Consider the following 17,156-nt stretch of genomic DNA (forward strand, 5'->3'; position numbering starts at 1 on the left):
GCGAAAGGACCACTCATGCGCACGCTCACGTCCAGAACGCTCAGACCCGGCGGGCTGATCGCCGCGGCCCTGCTGCTCGTCGCGCTGACGCCGGTGACGGCCGGGGCGGCGACCGCCCCCGGCCCGGGCGTCGGCTGGATCCGGGTCGGTCACCTCTCCCCGAAGGTACCTCCGGTGGACATCTACTTCGCCCCCTTCGGGCAGGCCGAGAAGGTCGTCATCCGCAAGGCGGGCTACGGCGCCGTGACGCCGTACTCCTCGCTCGACCCCGGCAAGTACACGCTCTCGATGCGGCCCGCCGACGCGGCGTCGAGCACCCCGCCCGCGCTGTCGGCGACCATCGAGGTGGCCGAACGCAGCGCCTACTCGCTGCTGGTGTTCGCGAACGGACCGGACGGCACGCTCAAGGGCGACCTGGTGAACGACGACCTCAGCGCGCCCGCCGCGGGCAAGGGCCGCGTGCGGGTCGTCGAAGGGTCGGCGGCGATCGCGCCGGTCACCGTGGCCGGGCCGCAGGGCGTCACGCTCGCCAAGGACGCGGCCTACGGCCAGACGTCGTCCTATGTGGACGTGCCGGAAGGGCGCTGGCCGCTGCAGCTCTCCGGTGGCGCGGTGAAGTCGGCCGCGGACGTCGACGTCAAGGCGGGCTCGTCGACGACGCTGCTGGTCACCGAGAACGCCGGGGCGCTGAAGGCGAACCCCATCTCCGACGGTGCGTCGCTGCCCGAACCGCCGAAGCTCGGCGTCGAGACCGGGGGCGGCGGCACCGCGCCGTCGTCCGGCACCCCGCTCTGGCCGGCGCTGGCGGCGGCCGGGTTGCTGGCCGCGCTGCTCTGGGGACGCCGGGCGGCTCGTGCGCGCTGACCTCGGCGCGCTGCTCGTCGTGGCGCTGCTGGCCGCGGGCTGCTCGGCGGCCCCGGCCGCACCACCACCCGTCGTCCCGGCCGCGACCACACCCGCGTCGCCGTCGGCGACCGGGCCCCTGCCGCTGCCCGCGGCCGCCGACGTCCGCCCGGTGCGGCTGCGGATCCCCGCCATCGGCGTCGACGCGCCCGCGCTCGTGCCGCTCGGGCTCGGCGCCGACCACCAGCTCGAAGCACCCGCGCGCTTCGAGGACGTCGGCTGGTACGCCGCCGGGCCGGTCCCGGGTGACGCCGGCCCGGCGGTGATCGCCGCGCACGTCGACTCCCGCTCCGGCCCGGCACCGTTCTTCCGGCTGCGCGACCTGCACGGCGGCGACCAGGTGTTCGTCGCGCGCTCCGACGGCGAGGAAACCCGGTTCGTCGTGGACGCCGTCCAGCGCTACCCGAAGGACGCGTTCCCGACCGACGCGGTGTACGGCCCCGCGCCGGGCAGCGCACTGCGGCTCATCACCTGCGGCGGCAGCTTCGACGCGGCGAAACGCTCGTACCGCGACAACATCGTCGTCTACGCCTCGACGCGGTGGGGCTAGTACTCCTTCAGCAGCCCGCGCCGCGCCAGCTCGGGCCGGACGCCGTCGCCGAACCAGTACGCCTCCTCGAGGTGGGGGTAGCCCGACAGCACGAACTCGCTCACGCCGACGCTGTGGTACTCCTCGATCAGGTCCGCGACCTCGGCGTGGCTGCCGACGAGCGCGGTCCCGGCGCCGCCGCGGACCAGGCCGACGCCGGCCCAGAGGTTCGGGTGGATCTCCAGCCCGCGGACCCCGCCGTCGGTGCGGCCGCCGTGCAGCGCGACCATCCGCTGCTGCCCGACCGACTCGCTCGCGGCCAGCTGCGCCTGCGCCTTGGCGACCTGCTCCGGGCTCAGCGCGTCCAGGAGCTTCTGCGCTTCCGCCCATGCCTCGGCCGAGGTGTCGCGCGAGATCGTGTGCAGCCGGACGCCGAACCGGATCGCCCGGTCACCGGCCAGCGCGCGGACCTTGCCGATCTTCTCCGCGACCTGCGCGGGCGGCTCGCCCCAGGTCAGGTAGACGTCGGCGTGCCGGGCCGCCACCGGCAGCGCGGCCGGCGAGGAGCCCCCGAAGTAGATCGGCGGCGCCGGGTCCGGTGCGGCCAGCGTCGTCGCGCCTTCGACCTTCAGGTGCTCGCCCTCGAAGGTGAACGGCTGCCCGGACCAGACCCCGCGCACGATGGTGAGGAACTCGTCGGTGCGCGCGTACCGGGCGTCGTGGTCGTGCCAGTCGCCGAAACGCCGCTGCTCCACGGCGTCGCCGCCGGTGACGATGTTGAGCAGCACCCGCCCTTCCGACAGGCGCTGGAACGTCCCCGCCATCTGGGCCGCGAGCGTCGGCGAGATGACGCCGGGGCGGAACGCGACCAGGAACTTCAGCCGGGTCGTCTCGCGGATCAGCGCGGCCGTCGTGAGCCACGCGTCCTCGCACCACGTACCGGTCGGGGTCAGCACCCCTTCGAAGCCCTGCCGCTCGGCGGCGCGGGCGACCTGCGCGAGGTAGTCGAGATCCGGTTGGCGCTGCGCCGACGGGCCCTGGGACCGGTTGGCGTGGAAGCGTTCCACGATCGTGCGGCCGTCGCCGCTGGTGGGCAGGAACCAGTGCAGACCGATGCTCATCCGTTGCTCCTCGCCTGGTCCAGGTCAGGGGCGAACCGCCGGTCCGCGAACGCGGCGAAGTCCACCTTGCCCGGCAGAGTCTTCTCCTCGGTGAAGGCGTCCGCGAGCTGTTGTTCGGAAGCCACCACCGAGTCGTCCAGCGGGATGGGCAGGTCCCGCCCGGCGTCGACGGCCTTCTGCGCCACTTCGGGCTTCAGCCCGGTCTCCTCGGCCCAGGCCGCCGCCCACTCCCGCCGGTGCGTGTCGGCCCACTTCTGCGCCTTGACCACCCGGACGGCGAAGTCGCGAAGCGCCGAGTTCTTGCCGGGGTCGGACAGCGCGGCCGTGCCCGCGGTCAGGAACCCGAGGCCGTTCGAGGCCCCGCGGCCGTCGGCCAGCACGCGGGCGTGCGCCTCGATCTGCGCCTGCGCGGTATAGGGGTCCCAGATCGCCCAGGCGTCGATCGTGTGCTGGGTGAACGCGGCGTAGGCCTCGGCCGGCTGCAGGAAGTTCAGCTTGACGTCCTTTGTGGACAGACCGTTGTTGTGCAGCGTGTTCAGCAGCTGGCCGTGGGCCGAGGTGCCCTTGGCGACGCCGATCGTCTTGCCCTTCAGCTCGGCGACGCCGCGCAGCGCCGAGTCCGGCGGGACGAGGACGGCTTCCCGCTCGACGTTGCTGCGCGAAACGCTGATCACCTTGATCTTCGCCTTCGCCGCGGCCGCGAAGATCGGCGGCGTGTTGCCGACGCGGCCGGTGTCGATCGCGCCGGCCGACGCGGCCTCCAGCAGCGGCGGGCCCGAGGTGAAGGTGGCCCACTCGATCTTGTACGGCGTCCCGTCCAGCAGCCCGGCCGCGGTGAGCAGCGACTTGACGCCGCCCTTCTGGTCACCGACCTTGAGCGTCACCTTCGCCAGGTCCGCCGCGCTCACCGGACCCGGCACGGCCGCCTGGTCGGTACCGGCCGCCGAGCCGCACCCGGCCAGCGCGAACGCGGCCGCGACGACCGCGACTCCCCTACGCCACAGCATCTTCGGTCACTCCCAGGTCTGTCAGCACACGGCGGCGGAGGTCGTCGTGGTCATCGGTCTCGCGCGGGCGGTGGGTGGCCACGATCCGGCCACCGTCGAGCACCAGGACCCGGTCCGCGAGGCGCAGGGCCTCGTCGACGTCGTGGGTCACCAGCAGCACGCCCGGGCGGTGGCGCCGCCAGAGGTCCAGCACCAGGCCGTGCATCGCGATCCGGGTGAGCGCGTCGAGGGCGCCGAACGGCTCGTCGAGCAGCAGCAGGTCGGGTTCGCGCACCAGCGCGCGGGCCAGTGACACGCGCTGCGCCTCGCCGCCGGAGAGCGTGAGCGGCCAGTCGTCGGCGTGCTCGGTCAGCTGGACCTCGGCGAGGGCCTTCTCGGCCAGCGCCCGGTTGCGGGATTTCGAGACGCCGTCCTGACGCAGTCCGAGGACGACGTTGCGCCAGACCTTCCGCCACGGCAGAAGTCTCGGCTGCTGGAACGCGACCGAGACGGTCCCGGTCACATCCGCTCCGCCCTCGACGTCGCCGTCGAGTCCGGCGAGGACGCGCAGGAGCGTCGACTTGCCGGAGCCGCTGCGGCCCAGCAGGGCGACGAACTCGCCGCGTTCCACGGTCAGGTCGAGTCCACTGAGGACGGTCCGGTCCCCGAACCGTTTGGTGAGGTCGCGGACCTCGGCTACCGGGTTCGCCACCGCAGCACCTTCCGTTCGAGCAGCCGGACCAGCGCGTCGGTGACCAGGCCGAGCAGGGCGTACAGGACGAGACCGACGACCACGACGTCGGTGCGCAGGAACTCGCGCGCGTTGTTGATGAGGTAGCCGACGCCGGCGTCGGCGTTGACCGTCTCGCCGACGATCAGCGCGAGCCAGGCGAGGCCGAGCGACTGGCGCAACCCGACGAGCGCCTGCGGCAGCGCGCCGGGGACGATGACGTGCCAGAGCCGTTCGGCGCGGCTGAAACCCAGCGCGCGCGAGGCTTCGACGAGGTTCGGGTCGGCGCCGCGGATTCCCGAGTGGACGTTCAGGTAGAGCGGGAAGGCCACGCCGAGGGCGACCAGCACGATCTTGGTTTCCTCGCCGATGCCGAACCACAGGATGAACAGCGGGATCAGGCCGAGGAAGGGCAGCGTGCGCAGCATCTGGACGGGCGGGTCGACCAGCGCTTCGCCCCAGCGGGACAGCCCGGACACGATGCCGAGCAGCACGCCGGCGATCGCGCCGAGCGCGAACCCGGCGCCCACCCGGCCGAGCGAAACGGCGAAGGCGTCACCGAGTTCGCCGCTGCGGGCGACTTCGACGCCGGCCTGCACGACCGTCCACGGTGAACTGAGCTTGTCGGGGGGCAGGACGCCGGTGGCGCTCGCGAGCTGCCAGGCGGCCACGAGCACCACCGGGCTGATCCAGCGCCGCAGGTCGAAGCGCCGCAACTTGCGAGGTGGCCGCTCGGCGGCCGGCCGGGCGCGCGGGAGCACGCCCGTGGTGGAAATCGACACGGATTTCTCCCGGGGACGGGGACATCGGGGTTGCGTGGTCCCGACTTTCCGGTCCTCGGGAAGCGAAGTCAATCCGCGCCCACTCCGTGAACGCCCGGTGTTTCAGCCCGTGGAACGACTTGGCTCAGCCGCCGAACATGACCTTCCATTCGTCCAGCGACCGCGGCCGGTAGAGGAAGTTGCTGCGCTTCACTTCGGACAGCGCGGCCGACGGCTCGGCGGAGTACCGGTGCCCGGGGTAGACGACGGGATCCCCGGCCAGCCCGGCGAGCGCCTGCAGGCTGCGGTAGATCTCTTCGGTGTCCCCACCCGGGAAATCGGTGCGGCCACAGCCTTCGAGGAACAGCGTGTCCCCGGAGACGAGCTTGTCCTCGACGAGGAAGCACTGGCTGCCCGGCGTGTGCCCGGGCGTGTGCAGCAACCGGATCGGGATCGAGCCGACTTCGAGGACGTCGTCGTGGTCGTGCGTGCGCAGGTCGGTCCCGGACACCCCGGTGACCCGCTTGACCCACTCGCTCTCGGCCCCGTTGACGTGGATCGGCACCTGCCGGATCGCGAGCAGCTCGGCGATCCCGGGGAGCGAGAAGCCGAGCATTTCGCCCCCGACGTGGTCGGGGTGGTGGTGCGTGGCGAGCACCCCGGTCAGCCGCATGCCGTCGTTCTCGAGCACGTCCAGCAGATCCTGCACGGCGTAGGCGGGATCGACGACCACCGCATCCCCGGTTTCGCGATCGCCGACGAGGTAGGCGAAGTTCAGCATCTGCGTGGCAACGGGGTCGCCAACGGCGAAGTCGCGCCCGGCGAGCAGCTGCCGGAAGTAGAGCCGATCAGTCATGCCGGACACCCTACGGTCCGCCGGTCGCCGCCTGGGTGAGTGCCGTCAGGACCGCCGTCACCGCCGGTGGGTCCGGTGGGTCGCCGTACGTGGCGGCGTGGATGCGGCGGTGGACGCCCGGCAGTTCGGTCGCGTGGATGTCCGGCCGCCGGTGGGCTTCCAGCGCGAGCCCGGGCAGCGTCGCGACGCCCAGGCCCGCCGCCACCAGGGACTGGACCACCACCATGTCGTCGCTCAGGGAACCGACGCGCGGGGTGAAGCCCGCCGCGGCGCAGAGGGCGTCCAGTTCGGCTCGGCAGCGTTCGCAGCCGCCGATCCAGGTGGAGTCGCGGTGGTTCGCCAGGGTGTCGGCCGGGTGGCGGCTGATCAGGTGGATCGGGTCGTCGGTGAGGTGGCGGAAGCGGAAACCCTCGTCCTCGAGCCGCGAACCGGCGTGCTGGAAGACCAGCGCGACGTCGATGTCGCCGCGGCGCAGCAGGTCCAGGGCCGCCACCGGGTGCTCGTCGACGAGGCTCAGTTCCAGGCCCGGGTGGTCCCGCGCCAGGGTGGCGGCCGCTTTCGGGACGAGCGTGCTCAGCGCCGACGCGTTCGCCGCCAGCCGGACGCGGCCGGTTCGCAGGCCCACCTGGGCGGCCAGCTCGGTGGCCGCCGCGTCGACGCGGCCGAGGATCTCCGCGGCGCGGTCGGCCAGCAGGCGGCCTTCCGGCGTCAGGCGGATGCCGCGGCCGACGCGCTGCAGCAGCTGGGCGCCCGTCGCCGCCTCCAGGCGGGACAGGTGGTGGCTCACCGACGGCTGCGAATAGCGCAGTTCGCGGGCCGCGTCGGTCACCGAGCCGTGGCGGGCCACCGCGGCCAGGACCTTGAGCTGGACCAGGCTGAGCATTCATCGACGATATCAATGCTTCGCCGCCGGAATTGGCATTGGACGGCATGCGACGTCCGGGACATCCTGGTGTCCATCCGACGAGGGAGGCACGACGATGACCCAGGGTTGGTGACCTGCGACCTCACGATCACGGTCGACGGCTACGCGGCCGGGCACGGCCAGAGCGAGGAGCGGCCGTTCGGCGACGACGGCGGCGACGGCTGGGGCGACCGGCTGCACGCCTGGTACGGCGAGGGCCGCGACGAGCACCCGGCCGAGTTCGACCGGATGCTCACCGCCAAGGCGTTCATCATGGGGCGCAACATGTTCGGCCCGGTGCGGGGCGCGTGGGACCGGCCGTGGACCGGCTGGTGGGGCGACGAACCGCCGTACCACGGCCCGGTGTTCGTGCTCACCCACCACCCGCGCGACCCGCAGCCGATGACCGGCGGCACCACCTTCCACTTCGTCACCGACGGCATCGAGGCCGCGCTGGACCGCGCGCGGGAAGCGGCCGGTGACGGCGGCATCTCCATCCACGGTGGCGCGAGCACCGTCAACCAGTACCTCGCCGCCGGCCTGATCGACGAGGTGCGGCTGCACATCTCGCCGTACACGCTCGGCGACGGCGTCCGGCTGTTCGACGGCGTGCCGCCGCTGCGCCTCGAGCAGCTCGACGCGCGCCCGACGCCGTCGGTCACGCACCTGCGGTATCGCGTGCTTCGCTGAAGCTGCCCGTGGTGAGGACGAACCGGCCGAAGACGTCGCCGGCGTCGAGCCGGCGGTGCGCTGACGCCGCTTCCTCCAGCGGCAGCACCTCGTGCACGACCGACCGCAGGCCGCCGGCGAAGAGGTCGGCGGTGGCGGCGGCGCGGTCGGCCATCGGCACGGTGTCCGCGCTGAAGGTCGCGAAGGACAGCGAGCGCCGGAACCCCGCGAACAGCACCTTCCCGAAGTCGGCGGGCGGGTCGCCGCCCATCAGGCCGACGGTCACCAGGCGCCCGTTGGGGTTGAGCTTGGCGAAGAACGACGGCAGGTCCGGACCGGCGACGATGTCGAGGATGACGTCGTACCCCTCGGCGCCCTCGCCGTCGCGGCCGAACACGTGGGTCGCGCCCAGCTCGCGCAGGCGGTCGCCGCGTTCGGGCGACGACGTCGTCACGGCGATCGCGGCGGCGCCACTGCGGGCCGCGAGCTGGACCGCCATGATCCCGATGCCGCCGGCCGCGCCGCGCACCAGCACCGACTCGCCCGGGACGAAGTGGACGTGGCGCAGGGCGAAGTGCGCGACCATGCCGGAGCTGCCGAGCGTCACGGCGTCGACGGGCGACACCTCCGGCGGCAGCGGGACGAGCGTCTCGGCGGACGCGACCGCCTGCTCGGCATAACCGCCGCCGGTGCCGGCGAACGCCCAGACGCGGCGCCCCGCCCAGGCCGGGTCGACGCCGTCGCCGACCGCGGCCACCGTGCCGGCGATCTCGCCGCCGAGGACGTGCCCTTCCCGGAAGCCGTAGGCGGCGAGCGCGCCCCGGCGGATCAGGACGTCGACGCCGCCGACGCCGATCGCCTCGGTGGTGATCAGCACCTGGCCACCGGCCGGGCTCGGGACCGGGAGGTCGACGACCGCCATCCCGCCGGGTTCGCCGAACGCCTGCACCGCGACTGCTTTCACTGTTCTTCTCCGTCGTTCCGGGGTCGATGATCGACGCCGGACGTTAACGGACGCCCCCGTCCGGTTCGCTAAAGTGAGGGAGTGACCGAAGCTTTGTCTCAGGTCCTGCGCTCCGACGCCCGGGACAACCGCGAACGCATCCTCGAGGCCGCCCGCGCGATCTTCGCGGCCGAGGGCCTGGCGGTGCCGATGCGCGAGATCGCCCGGCGCGCCGACGTCGGCCCGGCGACCCTGTACCGCCACTTCCCGACCAAGGAAGCGCTGGCCACCGAAGCGTTCGCCGACCAGATGCACGTGTGCTACGCGATCGTCGACGACGGGCTCGCCGACCCCGACCCGGCGCGCGGCTTCACTTCGGTGCTCACGAAGCTGTGCGAGCTGCACGCCCGCGACCGGGGTTTCACCGCGGCCTTCACGGCGGTGTTCCCGCACGCGATGGACTTCGCCGCGGCCCGCGAACGCGCGGTGAAGTCCATCGCCGAGCTGACCCGCCGCGCCCGGGAGGCCGGCTACCTGCGCCCCGACGTCGAACTCGACGACGTGATCCTGGTCCTCATGGCGAACGGCGGCATCCAGGCCACGTCACCGGCGGCGCACGTCGCGGCTTCACGGCGCTTCGCCGCCCTTGCCATCCGGGGCCTCCGGGCCTGACGCCCACTGGTGGCCGCTCCCCTGGTGGAGGGCGGCGTACGCGCGGTCCCTGAGGACGTTGGCCTCGTGGTCGGACAGGGTGGCGCCGAGCGGGCGGAGCACCAGTCGGACGAGCAGGTTCTTCTGCCCGGCGTGGGCCCCGAGCCGGGCGAGCGCGGCCGGCGGCAGTTGCGCGCACGGCGTCTCCTGCCGGATCTCGACCGACTCGACGACGTCGGCGTCGTCACCGAGCGCGTCGCGGACGCGGTCGCCGAGGTCTTCGGCCCGGTCGCCGGCGTCGACGGCGATCGACAGGTCCCGGCGCACGGACGGCAGCGCGGACACCGGCCGGTAGGGCGCGAGATCGGTCAGCTGCCTGGCGACGGCCGGTTCGGCCGAGCGGAGGAGGCGGATGTCGGGGATGCCCTTGCGCAGCATCAGCATCCGGTCGAGACCCATGCCGAGCGCGAGCCCGGACCACCCGGCCCCGAGCCCCGCCCGCGCGAGCACGCCGGGGTGCGCGAGCCCGCACTCGGCGACTTCGACCCAGCGCCCGTCGTGTTCGACGTCGAGCTGAGCACCGTCCACTGTGTACGGGTGGCGGCGGGGTTCGAGCCGCCACTCCCGCTCCGGGACGAGCGCGGCGACCATGTCCTCGAGATCGGCTCGGGTGACACGGGCGTGGGTGATCCGCCACAGGTCGAGCTGGTGCGGGGTGCCGCTGTGCAGCCGGTCGATGCTGTCGCGCCGGTAGACGACGCCGGGGCAGACGAGCAGGACGTCATCGGCCGGATTCGCGGCCAGCGCCCGGAGCGCGGCGGGGATCATGGCGCTGGAGTGGCTGCGGAGGACGTGGTCCTGGTCGACGTACCGGGTGTAGCGGGCGTCGCGGGTGACGTCGGCGGGGTCGTAGCCGAGGTTGTCGTAGTTGTCGGCGATGGTGACGACGCGATCGCCGGGCCACCACCGGACGGCGGTCGGCCAGAGGTCGGCGAGGGCCTCGACGGCCTGGCTGACGACGAGCTGAACGGCGTGCGCGCCGGCCCGCGGATCGGTGAGATCCCGGACGGCGAGAGCGCGCACGAGCTGGGCGGGGGTGAGTGGTTCGGGCATGACGGACCTCCGTGGTGAGCGGGTGAGGTGGCGGGACGGCTCCCCCTGGCCCGGGCACCCGGCGAGGTCAGTGCGTTCCGGCGGCCGCTGCTCGCGGCCGCGCGCTGTCAGGTCGAGCTGACGGCGGATGTGGCACCGGAACCCCGCTGGCACCCACGAAGGGCCAGGGGGCCGGTAAATCGGCGGTACTCCGCAACGACGGCCACGCACCCAGGATAGGGCTGGCGTCACGCGGATTTCGGGGCCGCGGCAGGGTTCACCACGTCAGCCGACGCGGGTACACCGGCGACCGAGCTCGTCACCGACCGGTCCCGCACGCGGGCCGGCTATCGCACGCGCCGGCTGCGACCAAGCCCGGGAGGGACTCCGCTGAACGTGCTCCCCGCCCGCCCGCGCACTGGCCGGCCTCCGAGGGGCGGACACACCCCCGTCGGCGGGCGCGCTCGCCGATCCCGCCTTCCTCTACCGCAGCCAGGCCCTCACCGCCCCTGTCGTCCGCTCATCCCTCCCTCACTCACCCACCTCCCCGTCCGCCAGCTCCCGCAGCAAGTCCAGGTGCCCCACGTGCCGCGCCGTCTCCTGCACGACGTGGGCCACCACCCAGCGGACCGTGAACTCCGACCGCCGCCGCGTCCGGTCGTCCGGGCCCAGCCGCCGCAACGCCTTCTCCGCCCGGCCCCACTCCGCCCGGTACGCCGCCACCACGGACTCCGGTGTGTCCGACTCCGCCACATCCCAGCTCGGATCCGGCGACCCGGCCCACAACGACGGCAGGTCCGCCCCACCTGCCTCGATGCACAGCCACCAGCGCTCCACCGCCGTCAGGTGCTTCACCACCCCCAACGCGCTCAGCCGCGGCGAAGTGGGCAACGGGGCCGCCGCCGCCAACTCACGAGGCAGGCCCGCCAGCTTGTTGACCGCCGTCGCGCGGAGGAACTGCAGGAAGTCCAGCTGGAGGCGCAGTTCGTCGGCCGCGAGCCTCGCGGGCCAGCGGCGGTGCGTCTTCGAACTCGTGTTCGACATGACCGCAACGTACCCCACGGGTCCGACAAAATAGAGTGATCGCCATGTGGTGGGGACTGCTTTGCGCCCTCGGCGCGGCGATCGCGTACGGCGTGGCTTCGGTGATGCAGGCGGTCGCCGCGCGGGCGACCGACACCGGAGGCGACGGCGGCGTCGATCCGAGACTGCTCGTGCGCGTGCTCGGCCAGTGGAAGTTCGTGCTGGGGCTCGCACTGGACATCCTGGGGTTCGTCGCGCAGATCGCCGCCCTGCACGTCCTTCCGCTGTTCGTCGTGCAGGCCGCGCTCGCCGCCAGCCTCGCCGTCACCGCCGTAGCCGCGCGGTTCCTCGGGGTGCGGCTCGGGCGGCGCGAATGGGCCGCCGTCGCCGTCGTTTGTGCCGGGCTCGCCCTGCTGGGCGCCGCCGCGGAAAGCGAGGGGTCCGATCCCGTCGGGCTCGGGTTCCGGCTGGTCCTGATCGGCGCGGTCGTCGTGCTGGCCGGCGCCGGGATCGCAGCGGGGAAGGCGAACCGCCGGGTGCGGACGCCGGCGCTCGGGCTCGTCGCCGGGCTGAGCTTCGGGGTCGTCGCCATCTCCGGGCGGATCATCCCGAGCCTCGCGCCGCTCGCCCTGCTGACCGACCCGGCGACCTACACGGTCGCGGTCGCGGGCGGGATGGCCATGCTGTTCTACGCCACCGCGCTGCAACGCGGGAGCGTCACCACGTCCACCGCGATGATGGTGCTCGGCGAGACGGTCTTCCCGTCGCTGATCGGCGTCTTCGCGCTCGGCGACCGCACGCGGCCGGGGTTCGCGGTCGTCGCCGTGGCCGGGTTCGTGCTCGCCGTGGCCGCCGCGCTCGCGCTCGCGCGGTTCGGGGAACCGGCCACCGAGCCGCGGAATGAGACGAAGCCGACCGTGTTCCCGTAACTTCCTTACTTAGACTAGCCTTACCTATCCACGACGCGGACAGGGAGGCGCGGGTGAGCACGACGGGACGGGAAGTCCTCCGCCGGTCGATCGCCGGGCAACGACGATCGGTGACCCTCGCGGCCCTGCTGACAGCGGGCCACCAGGGCGGCGAAGCACTGGTGCCGGTGGTGATCGGCGTGGTCATCGACCAGGCCGTCGCGGGCGGTTCGGTGGGCACGCTCCTGCTCTGGCTCGCGGTGCTCGGAGTCCTCTTCGCCGCGCTGTCGACCAGCTACCGCCTCGGCGCCCGCTTCGGCGAGCGCGCCGCGGAGCGCGCGGCCCACGAACTCCGGCTCGGCGTCGGACGCCGGGTGCTGCACCCCGGCGGCGTCGCGGGTTCCAGTGCGCTGGCCGGCGAACTGGTCAGCATCGGGACCTCGGACGCGAAGCGGGTCGGCACGGTCAACGGCGTCCTGCCGTTCGCCGTCGCCGGGCTGGCCGGGCTGCTGGTCAGCGCCGTCGTGCTGCTCACCATGTCGCTGCCGCTCGGGCTGCTCGTGCTGCTCGGCACGCCGCCGATGCTCTACTTGGCCCACCTGATCGGCAAGCCGCTGGAGCGCCGCAGCGAGGCCGAGCAGGAGCGCTCCGCGTTCGCCTCGGGCATCGCGACCGACCTCGTCGCCGGGCTGCGCGTGCTCAAGGGCGTCGGCGCCGAGCGCGCCGCCGTCGACCGCTACCGCCGGACCAGCCAGGACTCGCTCAAGGCGACCCTCCGGGCGGCCCGCGCGCAGGCCTGGCACAACGGCGCGCTGCTCGCGCTGACCGGCGTCTTCATCGCGCTGGTCGCGCTCGTCGGCGGCACCCTCGCCGCGGCGGGCGAAATCAGCGTCGGCGACCTGGTCGCCGCGGTCGGGCTCGCGCAGTACCTGATCACGCCGTTCTCGATCTTCTCGTGGGTCAACGGCGAACTCGCGCAGGGCCGGGCGTCGGCCGCGCGCATCGCCGACGTCCTCAACGCACCGCCCGCGGTCGGCGCCGGGGACGCCACGCTGCCGGTCCCGGCCGCCGGGCACGTCAAGCTCTCCGCGCTGACCCGCGGCGCGCTGCGGGACGTCGGGTTCGAAGCCCGGCCCGGCGAGCTGCTCGGCGTGGTCGCCACCGACCCGGCCGCCGCGACGGACCTGCTCGACTGCCTCGGCCGCGCCGCCGACCCCGCGAGCGGCTCGGTGTCGGTCGACGCCGTCGATCTGTCCACTGTGGACCCGAGCCGGGTCAGGGAGGTGGTGCTGGTGGCCGCGCACGACGCCGACCTGTTCGCCGGAACCGTCGCCGAAAACGTGGAAACCGGGCCCAGGACGGCCGAAGCGATGACCGCGGCCGCCGTCGACGAGGTGGCCGGCGCGCTGCCCGACGGCGTCGCGACCGCCGTCACCGAACGCGGGCGGTCGCTGTCGGGCGGGCAGCGCCAGCGGGTCGCCCTCGCCCGCGCGCTCGCCGCGGACGCGCCGGTGCTGGTGCTGCACGACCCGACGACCGCCGTCGACACCGTCACCGAGGCGCGGATCGCCGCGGGACTGGCGGAGCTGCGGCGAGGCCGCACGACCATCCTCGTGACCACCAGCCCGGCGCTGCTCGCCGCGACCGACCGCGTCGTCCTGCTCGACGACGGGCGCGTGACGGGCGAAGGCAGCCACGCCGACCTGGCGGGCCGGGCCGACTACCGGGCGGCGGTGCTCTCGTGACCCGTGAACTCCTCCCCGTGGCCGACGGCCGCCGGATCCGCGCCGTCGTCGGCGAACTGCTCGGCCGCGCCAAGGGCCGCACGGCCGCGGCGGCCGCGGTGCTCGTCGCGGCGACCGCGATCGGCCTGCTCACCGCTCCCCTGCTCGGCCGGGTCGTCGACCTGGTCGCGACGCGCCACCCGGGCGCCGACCTCGTCACGCCGGTCGTCGGCCTGGTGCTGGTCGCGCTCGCCCAGGCGGTCGCGACCGCCATCGGGGTGTCGATGGTGGCGCGCCTCGGCGAGACGATCCTGGCCGAGCTGCGCGAACGCTTCGTCGAGCGCGCGCTCGGCCTGCCGCTGGAACAGCTCGAGCGCGCCGGTTCCGGCGACCTGACCGCCCGCGTGACCAACGACGTCTCGGTGGTCGCGGAAGGCGTCCGGCAGGCGCTGCCCGAGCTGGGCCGGTCGGTGCTGACGGTCGTCCTGACGCTGGGCGCGCTGGCCGTGCTCGACTGGCGGTTCCTGCTGGCCGCGCTGGTCGCCGTGCCGGTGCAGCTGTGGACCGTGCGCTGGTACGTGCCGCGCGCGAAGCCGTTGTACGCCAGCCAGCGCGAGGCCGTCGGCGCGCAGCAGCAGCAACTCCTGGACACCATCGGCGGCGCGAAGACCGTCCGCGCGTTCCGGCTCGCCGATGCGCACCTGGAGCGGGTGCGGCAGCGGTCCGACGGCGCCGTCGAGCTGGCCCTGCGCGGAATCCGGCTGGTGACGAGGTTCTACGCGCGGCTCAACCTCGCCGAGTTCCTCGGGCTGTCCGCCGTGCTGGCGATGGGGTTCCTGCTGGTCGGCGCGGACGCGGTGACGGTCGGCGTGGCGACCGCGGCGGCGCTGTACTTCCACAGCCTGTTCGGCCCGATCACGACCGCGCTCGCGCTCGTCGACGACGCGCAGGCGGCCGCGGCGAGCCTGGCGCGGCTGATCGGCGTCGCCGACCTGCCCGCCGAAGCCTCGCCCGCGCAGCCGGCCCGGCCGGTCGACGCGTCGGTGAAGACGGCGGGCGTCGGGTACTCCTATGTGGACGGTCACCCGGTGCTCGGCGACGTCGACCTCGCCGTCGCCCCGGGCGAACGGGTGGCGCTGGTCGGGGCGAGCGGCGCCGGGAAGACGACGCTGGCCAAGCTGATCGCCGGCATCCACCGCCCCGGCACGGGTTCGATCACCCTCGGCGGCGTCCTGCTCGACGAGCTGGGCCCCGAGGCGACCCGGCGGACGGTCGCGCTGATCAGCCAGGAGGTCCACGTCTTCGCCGGGCCGCTGGCCGATGACCTCCGGCTCGCGCGCCCGGCGGCGACCGACGCCGAACTGCGGGAAGCACTGGCGAAAGTGGGCGCGCTGACCTGGGTTTCGTCCCTTCCGGACGGTCTCGCGACGGTCGTCGGCGAAGGCGGCCACCAGCTGACGGTGACGCAGGCGCAGCAGCTGGCCCTGGTCCGGCTGGTGCTGGCCGACCCGCCGATCGCGATCCTCGACGAGGCCACGGCGGAAGCCGGCAGCGCGGGTTCGAAGGTCCTGGAGTCCGCGGCCGCGGCGGCGCTGGAGGGCCGGACGGCGCTGGTGGTGGCGCACCGCCTCACGCAGGCGGCGGCGTCGGACCGGATCGTGGTGCTGGACGCGGGCGCCGTCGTGGAGTCCGGCAGCCACGACGAACTGGTCGCGGCGGGCGGCCAGTACGCGAAGCTCTGGACGGCCTGGTCCGGCCAGCGCGCCTGACGGCCGTGAATGCCACGTTGACGGACCGGGCGTCCAAGGTCCCGGCAAGTCGCCGGACAGGCCGGACACCCGACCATGATTCCCGGGACCGCCGTGCCGATCCGACTTTGGCGGGGCCCTGGATCGGGTGTCCGTGAGCGTGACATCAGCGGATTTACCCGGCTGGCGGTGGGGAAGGCGTTCACCGCGGTGGCGGATGTCCTGACCAGCGGTCGCGCCCGGCTCCGCTCACGAAGACTCGTCCCTCGCATCGCGCGCCCTGGCCGCGACACAGCAAAAGCGCCGGGAGCCGCAGGGGCTCCCGGCGCCTTCGTCTTCCCGGAAGGGTCAGTCGTCCATGGCGTCGGCCAGGGACTTCGGCCGCATGTCCGTCCAGTTCGCTTCCACGTGGTCGAGGCACGCCTGGCGGCCGGACGGCCCGAAGGCCACCGTCCAGCCCGCCGGGACGTCGGCGGACGCCGGCCAGAGGCTGTGCTGGTTCTCCGCGTTGACCAGCACCAGGTACGTGCCGTCGGGGTCTTCGAACGGGTTGGTCATGCCAGGCCTCCTCAGGCGGTGATGTCCGTGCGGGCGCCCTTGACGACCTCGGTCAGCTGCTGCAGGACCGGGGCCGCGAGCACCGGGTTGAACCGGGGTTCGGTCGACCAGTCGGCGAGCTGGTTCGCCTTCACCGCGGGCAGCTGCGCCCACGTCGGGAACTGCGCCATCTGCTGGCGCGTCAGCGCGTACGTGCGGCTGTCGGTGAGGATCAGGTCGGCCGGGTACTTGCCCGCCTGCTCCCAGCTGAGCGTCTCGAAGTAGTCGTCCGAGCCGCCGCCGGCGACGATGTCCAGGCCGAGCTCGCGGTAGTAGGCGAGGTCGGCGAAGTACTCCGGCTTGCAGACGTACAGGTTGTCCTTGTCGCTGGACACCACGAGCACCTTGAGGCCCGGCTTGCCCTGGATCGCGGTCTTGAGGTCGTCGGACGCCTTCTTGAAGTCGTCCTTGCCCTTCTTGATCGCGTCGGTGTTCGCGTCGCCGCCGAGGGCGACGGCGAGCTGCTCGAAGCGCTCGATGACCTTGGGCAGCGTGACCTTGTACTCGGAGATCGCGACGATCGGGGCGATCTGCTGCACCTTGGGGCCGAGGTCGTCCTTGAGCACCCACAGGTCCGTCGGCTTGGTGCCGGTCAGGCCGGTGACGACCAGGTCGGGCTTGAGCGCGGCGAACTTCTCCATGCTGAAGTCGTCCCAGGCGTTGCCGATCGACGTGACGGAGTTCAGGTCGATGTTGCCGGCCTGGATCTCCTTCTTGCCGTCGGCGGTCTTCTGCGGGCCGAACACGCCGACCGGGCGGACGCCGTAGTCCCACAGCGCGGCGGCCGAGCTGGCGTAGGCCACCACCCGCGTCGGACGCTGGTCGCGCGCCGCCTTCTGGCCGCGGTCGTCGGTGAACTCCCACGGACCGGAGGCGGCCTGCTTGCCGTCGCCGCCGCCGCTGCCGCACGCGGTCAGGGCCGCCGCGGCGGCGACGCCGCCCGCGCCGATCAGGAATCCACGCCGGCTGAGCCCGGCAGTGCCTTGAAACACGGACATGTGAACCTCTCAC

18 protein-coding genes are annotated in these 17,156 nt (G+C 73.4%); 7 read left to right on the plus strand and 11 right to left on the minus strand.

What is annotated here, in order from left to right; translation table 11 throughout:
- The first annotated feature begins 15 nt into the window (after positions 1 to 15).
- The gene (locus ACLJQM_RS41335; RefSeq protein WP_247023141.1) at positions 16 to 864 is read left to right on the plus strand and encodes a DUF4397 domain-containing protein; all 849 of its coding nucleotides are present in this window, start codon (positions 16 to 18) and stop codon (positions 862 to 864) included.
- Positions 854 to 1,453, plus strand: coding sequence for a class F sortase (locus ACLJQM_RS41340; RefSeq protein ID WP_410635785.1), 600 nt, complete (start codon positions 854 to 856; stop codon positions 1,451 to 1,453). The genes ACLJQM_RS41335 and ACLJQM_RS41340 overlap by 11 nt, the downstream gene beginning before the upstream one ends.
- Here ACLJQM_RS41340 and ACLJQM_RS41345 read toward each other — a convergent pair.
- From ACLJQM_RS41345 to ACLJQM_RS41370, 6 genes are all read right to left on the minus strand, one after another.
- Positions 1,450 to 2,553 (minus strand): LLM class flavin-dependent oxidoreductase, encoded by a 1,104-nt coding sequence (locus tag ACLJQM_RS41345; protein WP_247023139.1) that lies wholly within the window; start codon positions 2,551 to 2,553, stop codon positions 1,450 to 1,452. The genes ACLJQM_RS41340 and ACLJQM_RS41345 overlap by 4 nt on opposite strands.
- On the minus strand, positions 2,550 to 3,560 hold the full coding sequence (locus tag ACLJQM_RS41350) for an ABC transporter substrate-binding protein (RefSeq protein ID WP_360770924.1): 1,011 nt from the start codon (positions 3,558 to 3,560) through the stop codon (positions 2,550 to 2,552). The genes ACLJQM_RS41345 and ACLJQM_RS41350 overlap by 4 nt, the downstream gene beginning before the upstream one ends.
- Entirely contained in the window at positions 3,547 to 4,251 is a 705-nt protein-coding gene (locus ACLJQM_RS41355; RefSeq protein WP_247023137.1) for an ABC transporter ATP-binding protein, read from the minus strand. The genes ACLJQM_RS41350 and ACLJQM_RS41355 overlap by 14 nt, the downstream gene beginning before the upstream one ends.
- Positions 4,236 to 5,051, minus strand: coding sequence for an ABC transporter permease (locus ACLJQM_RS41360; protein ID WP_410635787.1), 816 nt, complete (start codon positions 5,049 to 5,051; stop codon positions 4,236 to 4,238). Before ACLJQM_RS41360 ends, ACLJQM_RS41355 begins: the two co-directional genes overlap by 16 nt.
- Before the next feature lie 124 nt (positions 5,052 to 5,175).
- Positions 5,176 to 5,886: an MBL fold metallo-hydrolase gene (locus ACLJQM_RS41365; RefSeq protein WP_410635788.1), complete on the minus strand. Its 711-nt coding sequence runs from the start codon at positions 5,884 to 5,886 to the stop codon at positions 5,176 to 5,178.
- A 10-nt stretch (positions 5,887 to 5,896) separates the two neighbouring features.
- Positions 5,897 to 6,769: a LysR family transcriptional regulator gene (locus tag ACLJQM_RS41370; protein ID WP_410635789.1), complete on the minus strand. Its 873-nt coding sequence runs from the start codon at positions 6,767 to 6,769 to the stop codon at positions 5,897 to 5,899.
- 111 nt (positions 6,770 to 6,880) lie between these two features.
- On the opposite strand from ACLJQM_RS41370, the gene ACLJQM_RS41375 reads away from it, so the two are divergent.
- On the plus strand, positions 6,881 to 7,480 hold the full coding sequence (locus ACLJQM_RS41375) for a dihydrofolate reductase family protein (RefSeq protein ID WP_410635790.1): 600 nt from the start codon (positions 6,881 to 6,883) through the stop codon (positions 7,478 to 7,480).
- On the opposite strand, the gene ACLJQM_RS41380 is transcribed toward ACLJQM_RS41375, so the two are convergent.
- Positions 7,449 to 8,423: a zinc-binding dehydrogenase gene (locus ACLJQM_RS41380; RefSeq protein ID WP_360770908.1), complete on the minus strand. Its 975-nt coding sequence runs from the start codon at positions 8,421 to 8,423 to the stop codon at positions 7,449 to 7,451. The two genes, ACLJQM_RS41375 and ACLJQM_RS41380, sit on opposite strands and share 32 nt — an antisense overlap.
- A gap of 81 nt (positions 8,424 to 8,504) precedes the next feature.
- On the opposite strand from ACLJQM_RS41380, the gene ACLJQM_RS41385 reads away from it, so the two are divergent.
- Positions 8,505 to 9,074, plus strand: a complete 570-nt coding sequence (locus ACLJQM_RS41385; RefSeq protein ID WP_247023131.1) for a TetR/AcrR family transcriptional regulator — start codon at positions 8,505 to 8,507, stop codon at positions 9,072 to 9,074.
- Here the strand turns inward: ACLJQM_RS41385 and ACLJQM_RS41390 are convergent.
- Positions 9,030 to 10,166: a hypothetical protein gene (locus ACLJQM_RS41390; protein WP_410635791.1), complete on the minus strand. Its 1,137-nt coding sequence runs from the start codon at positions 10,164 to 10,166 to the stop codon at positions 9,030 to 9,032. The genes ACLJQM_RS41385 and ACLJQM_RS41390 overlap by 45 nt on opposite strands.
- A 510-nt stretch (positions 10,167 to 10,676) precedes the next feature.
- On the minus strand, positions 10,677 to 11,189 hold the full coding sequence (locus ACLJQM_RS41395; RefSeq protein WP_247023129.1) for a DinB family protein: 513 nt from the start codon (positions 11,187 to 11,189) through the stop codon (positions 10,677 to 10,679).
- Between the two features lie 44 nt (positions 11,190 to 11,233).
- On the opposite strand from ACLJQM_RS41395, the gene ACLJQM_RS41400 reads away from it, so the two are divergent.
- The 3 genes from ACLJQM_RS41400 to ACLJQM_RS41410 are packed head-to-tail and all read left to right on the plus strand — an operon-like array spanning position 11,234 to position 15,569.
- On the plus strand, positions 11,234 to 12,097 hold the full coding sequence (locus ACLJQM_RS41400; protein ID WP_247023128.1) for a hypothetical protein: 864 nt from the start codon (positions 11,234 to 11,236) through the stop codon (positions 12,095 to 12,097).
- Between the two features lie 53 nt (positions 12,098 to 12,150).
- On the plus strand, positions 12,151 to 13,821 hold the full coding sequence (locus ACLJQM_RS41405; RefSeq protein WP_410635792.1) for an ABC transporter ATP-binding protein: 1,671 nt from the start codon (positions 12,151 to 12,153) through the stop codon (positions 13,819 to 13,821).
- Positions 13,818 to 15,569, plus strand: a complete 1,752-nt coding sequence (locus ACLJQM_RS41410) for an ABC transporter ATP-binding protein (RefSeq protein WP_410635794.1) — start codon at positions 13,818 to 13,820, stop codon at positions 15,567 to 15,569. The genes ACLJQM_RS41405 and ACLJQM_RS41410 overlap by 4 nt, the downstream gene beginning before the upstream one ends.
- Positions 15,570 to 15,896: 327 nt before the next feature.
- Here ACLJQM_RS41410 and ACLJQM_RS41415 read toward each other — a convergent pair whose 3' ends face one another.
- Both ACLJQM_RS41415 and ACLJQM_RS41420 read right to left on the minus strand, forming a co-directional pair.
- Complete coding sequence (locus ACLJQM_RS41415; protein ID WP_247023125.1) at positions 15,897 to 16,106, minus strand: MbtH family protein; 210 nt, start codon at positions 16,104 to 16,106, stop codon at positions 15,897 to 15,899.
- An 11-nt stretch (positions 16,107 to 16,117) separates the two neighbouring features.
- Positions 16,118 to 17,143 (minus strand): ABC transporter substrate-binding protein, encoded by a 1,026-nt coding sequence (locus ACLJQM_RS41420; RefSeq protein WP_360770895.1) that lies wholly within the window; start codon positions 17,141 to 17,143, stop codon positions 16,118 to 16,120.
- Positions 17,144 to 17,156 lie beyond the last annotated feature (13 nt).

This window comes from Amycolatopsis sp. cmx-4-83 (assembly GCF_046548815.1).
GTDB lineage: Bacteria > Actinomycetota > Actinomycetes > Mycobacteriales > Pseudonocardiaceae > Amycolatopsis > Amycolatopsis pretoriensis_A.

Excerpts from the sequence above, each read along its gene's own strand:
- ACLJQM_RS41350 (WP_360770924.1), bottom strand. The coding sequence starts at position 3,560 with ATGCTGTGGCGTAGGGGAGTCGCGGTCGTCGCGGCCGCGTTCGCGCTG.
- ACLJQM_RS41335 (WP_247023141.1), top strand. The coding sequence starts at position 16 with ATGCGCACGCTCACGTCCAGAACGCTCAGACCCGGCGGGCTGATCGCC.
- ACLJQM_RS41395 (WP_247023129.1), bottom strand. The coding sequence starts at position 11,189 with ATGTCGAACACGAGTTCGAAGACGCACCGCCGCTGGCCCGCGAGGCTC.
- ACLJQM_RS41345 (WP_247023139.1), bottom strand. The coding sequence starts at position 2,553 with ATGAGCATCGGTCTGCACTGGTTCCTGCCCACCAGCGGCGACGGCCGC.
- ACLJQM_RS41415 (WP_247023125.1), bottom strand. The coding sequence starts at position 16,106 with ATGACCAACCCGTTCGAAGACCCCGACGGCACGTACCTGGTGCTGGTC.
- ACLJQM_RS41365 (WP_410635788.1), bottom strand. The coding sequence starts at position 5,886 with ATGACTGATCGGCTCTACTTCCGGCAGCTGCTCGCCGGGCGCGACTTC.
- ACLJQM_RS41420 (WP_360770895.1), bottom strand. The coding sequence starts at position 17,143 with ATGTCCGTGTTTCAAGGCACTGCCGGGCTCAGCCGGCGTGGATTCCTG.
- ACLJQM_RS41390 (WP_410635791.1), bottom strand. The coding sequence starts at position 10,166 with ATGCCCGAACCACTCACCCCCGCCCAGCTCGTGCGCGCTCTCGCCGTC.
- ACLJQM_RS41400 (WP_247023128.1), top strand. The coding sequence starts at position 11,234 with ATGTGGTGGGGACTGCTTTGCGCCCTCGGCGCGGCGATCGCGTACGGC.
- ACLJQM_RS41370 (WP_410635789.1), bottom strand. The coding sequence starts at position 6,769 with ATGCTCAGCCTGGTCCAGCTCAAGGTCCTGGCCGCGGTGGCCCGCCAC.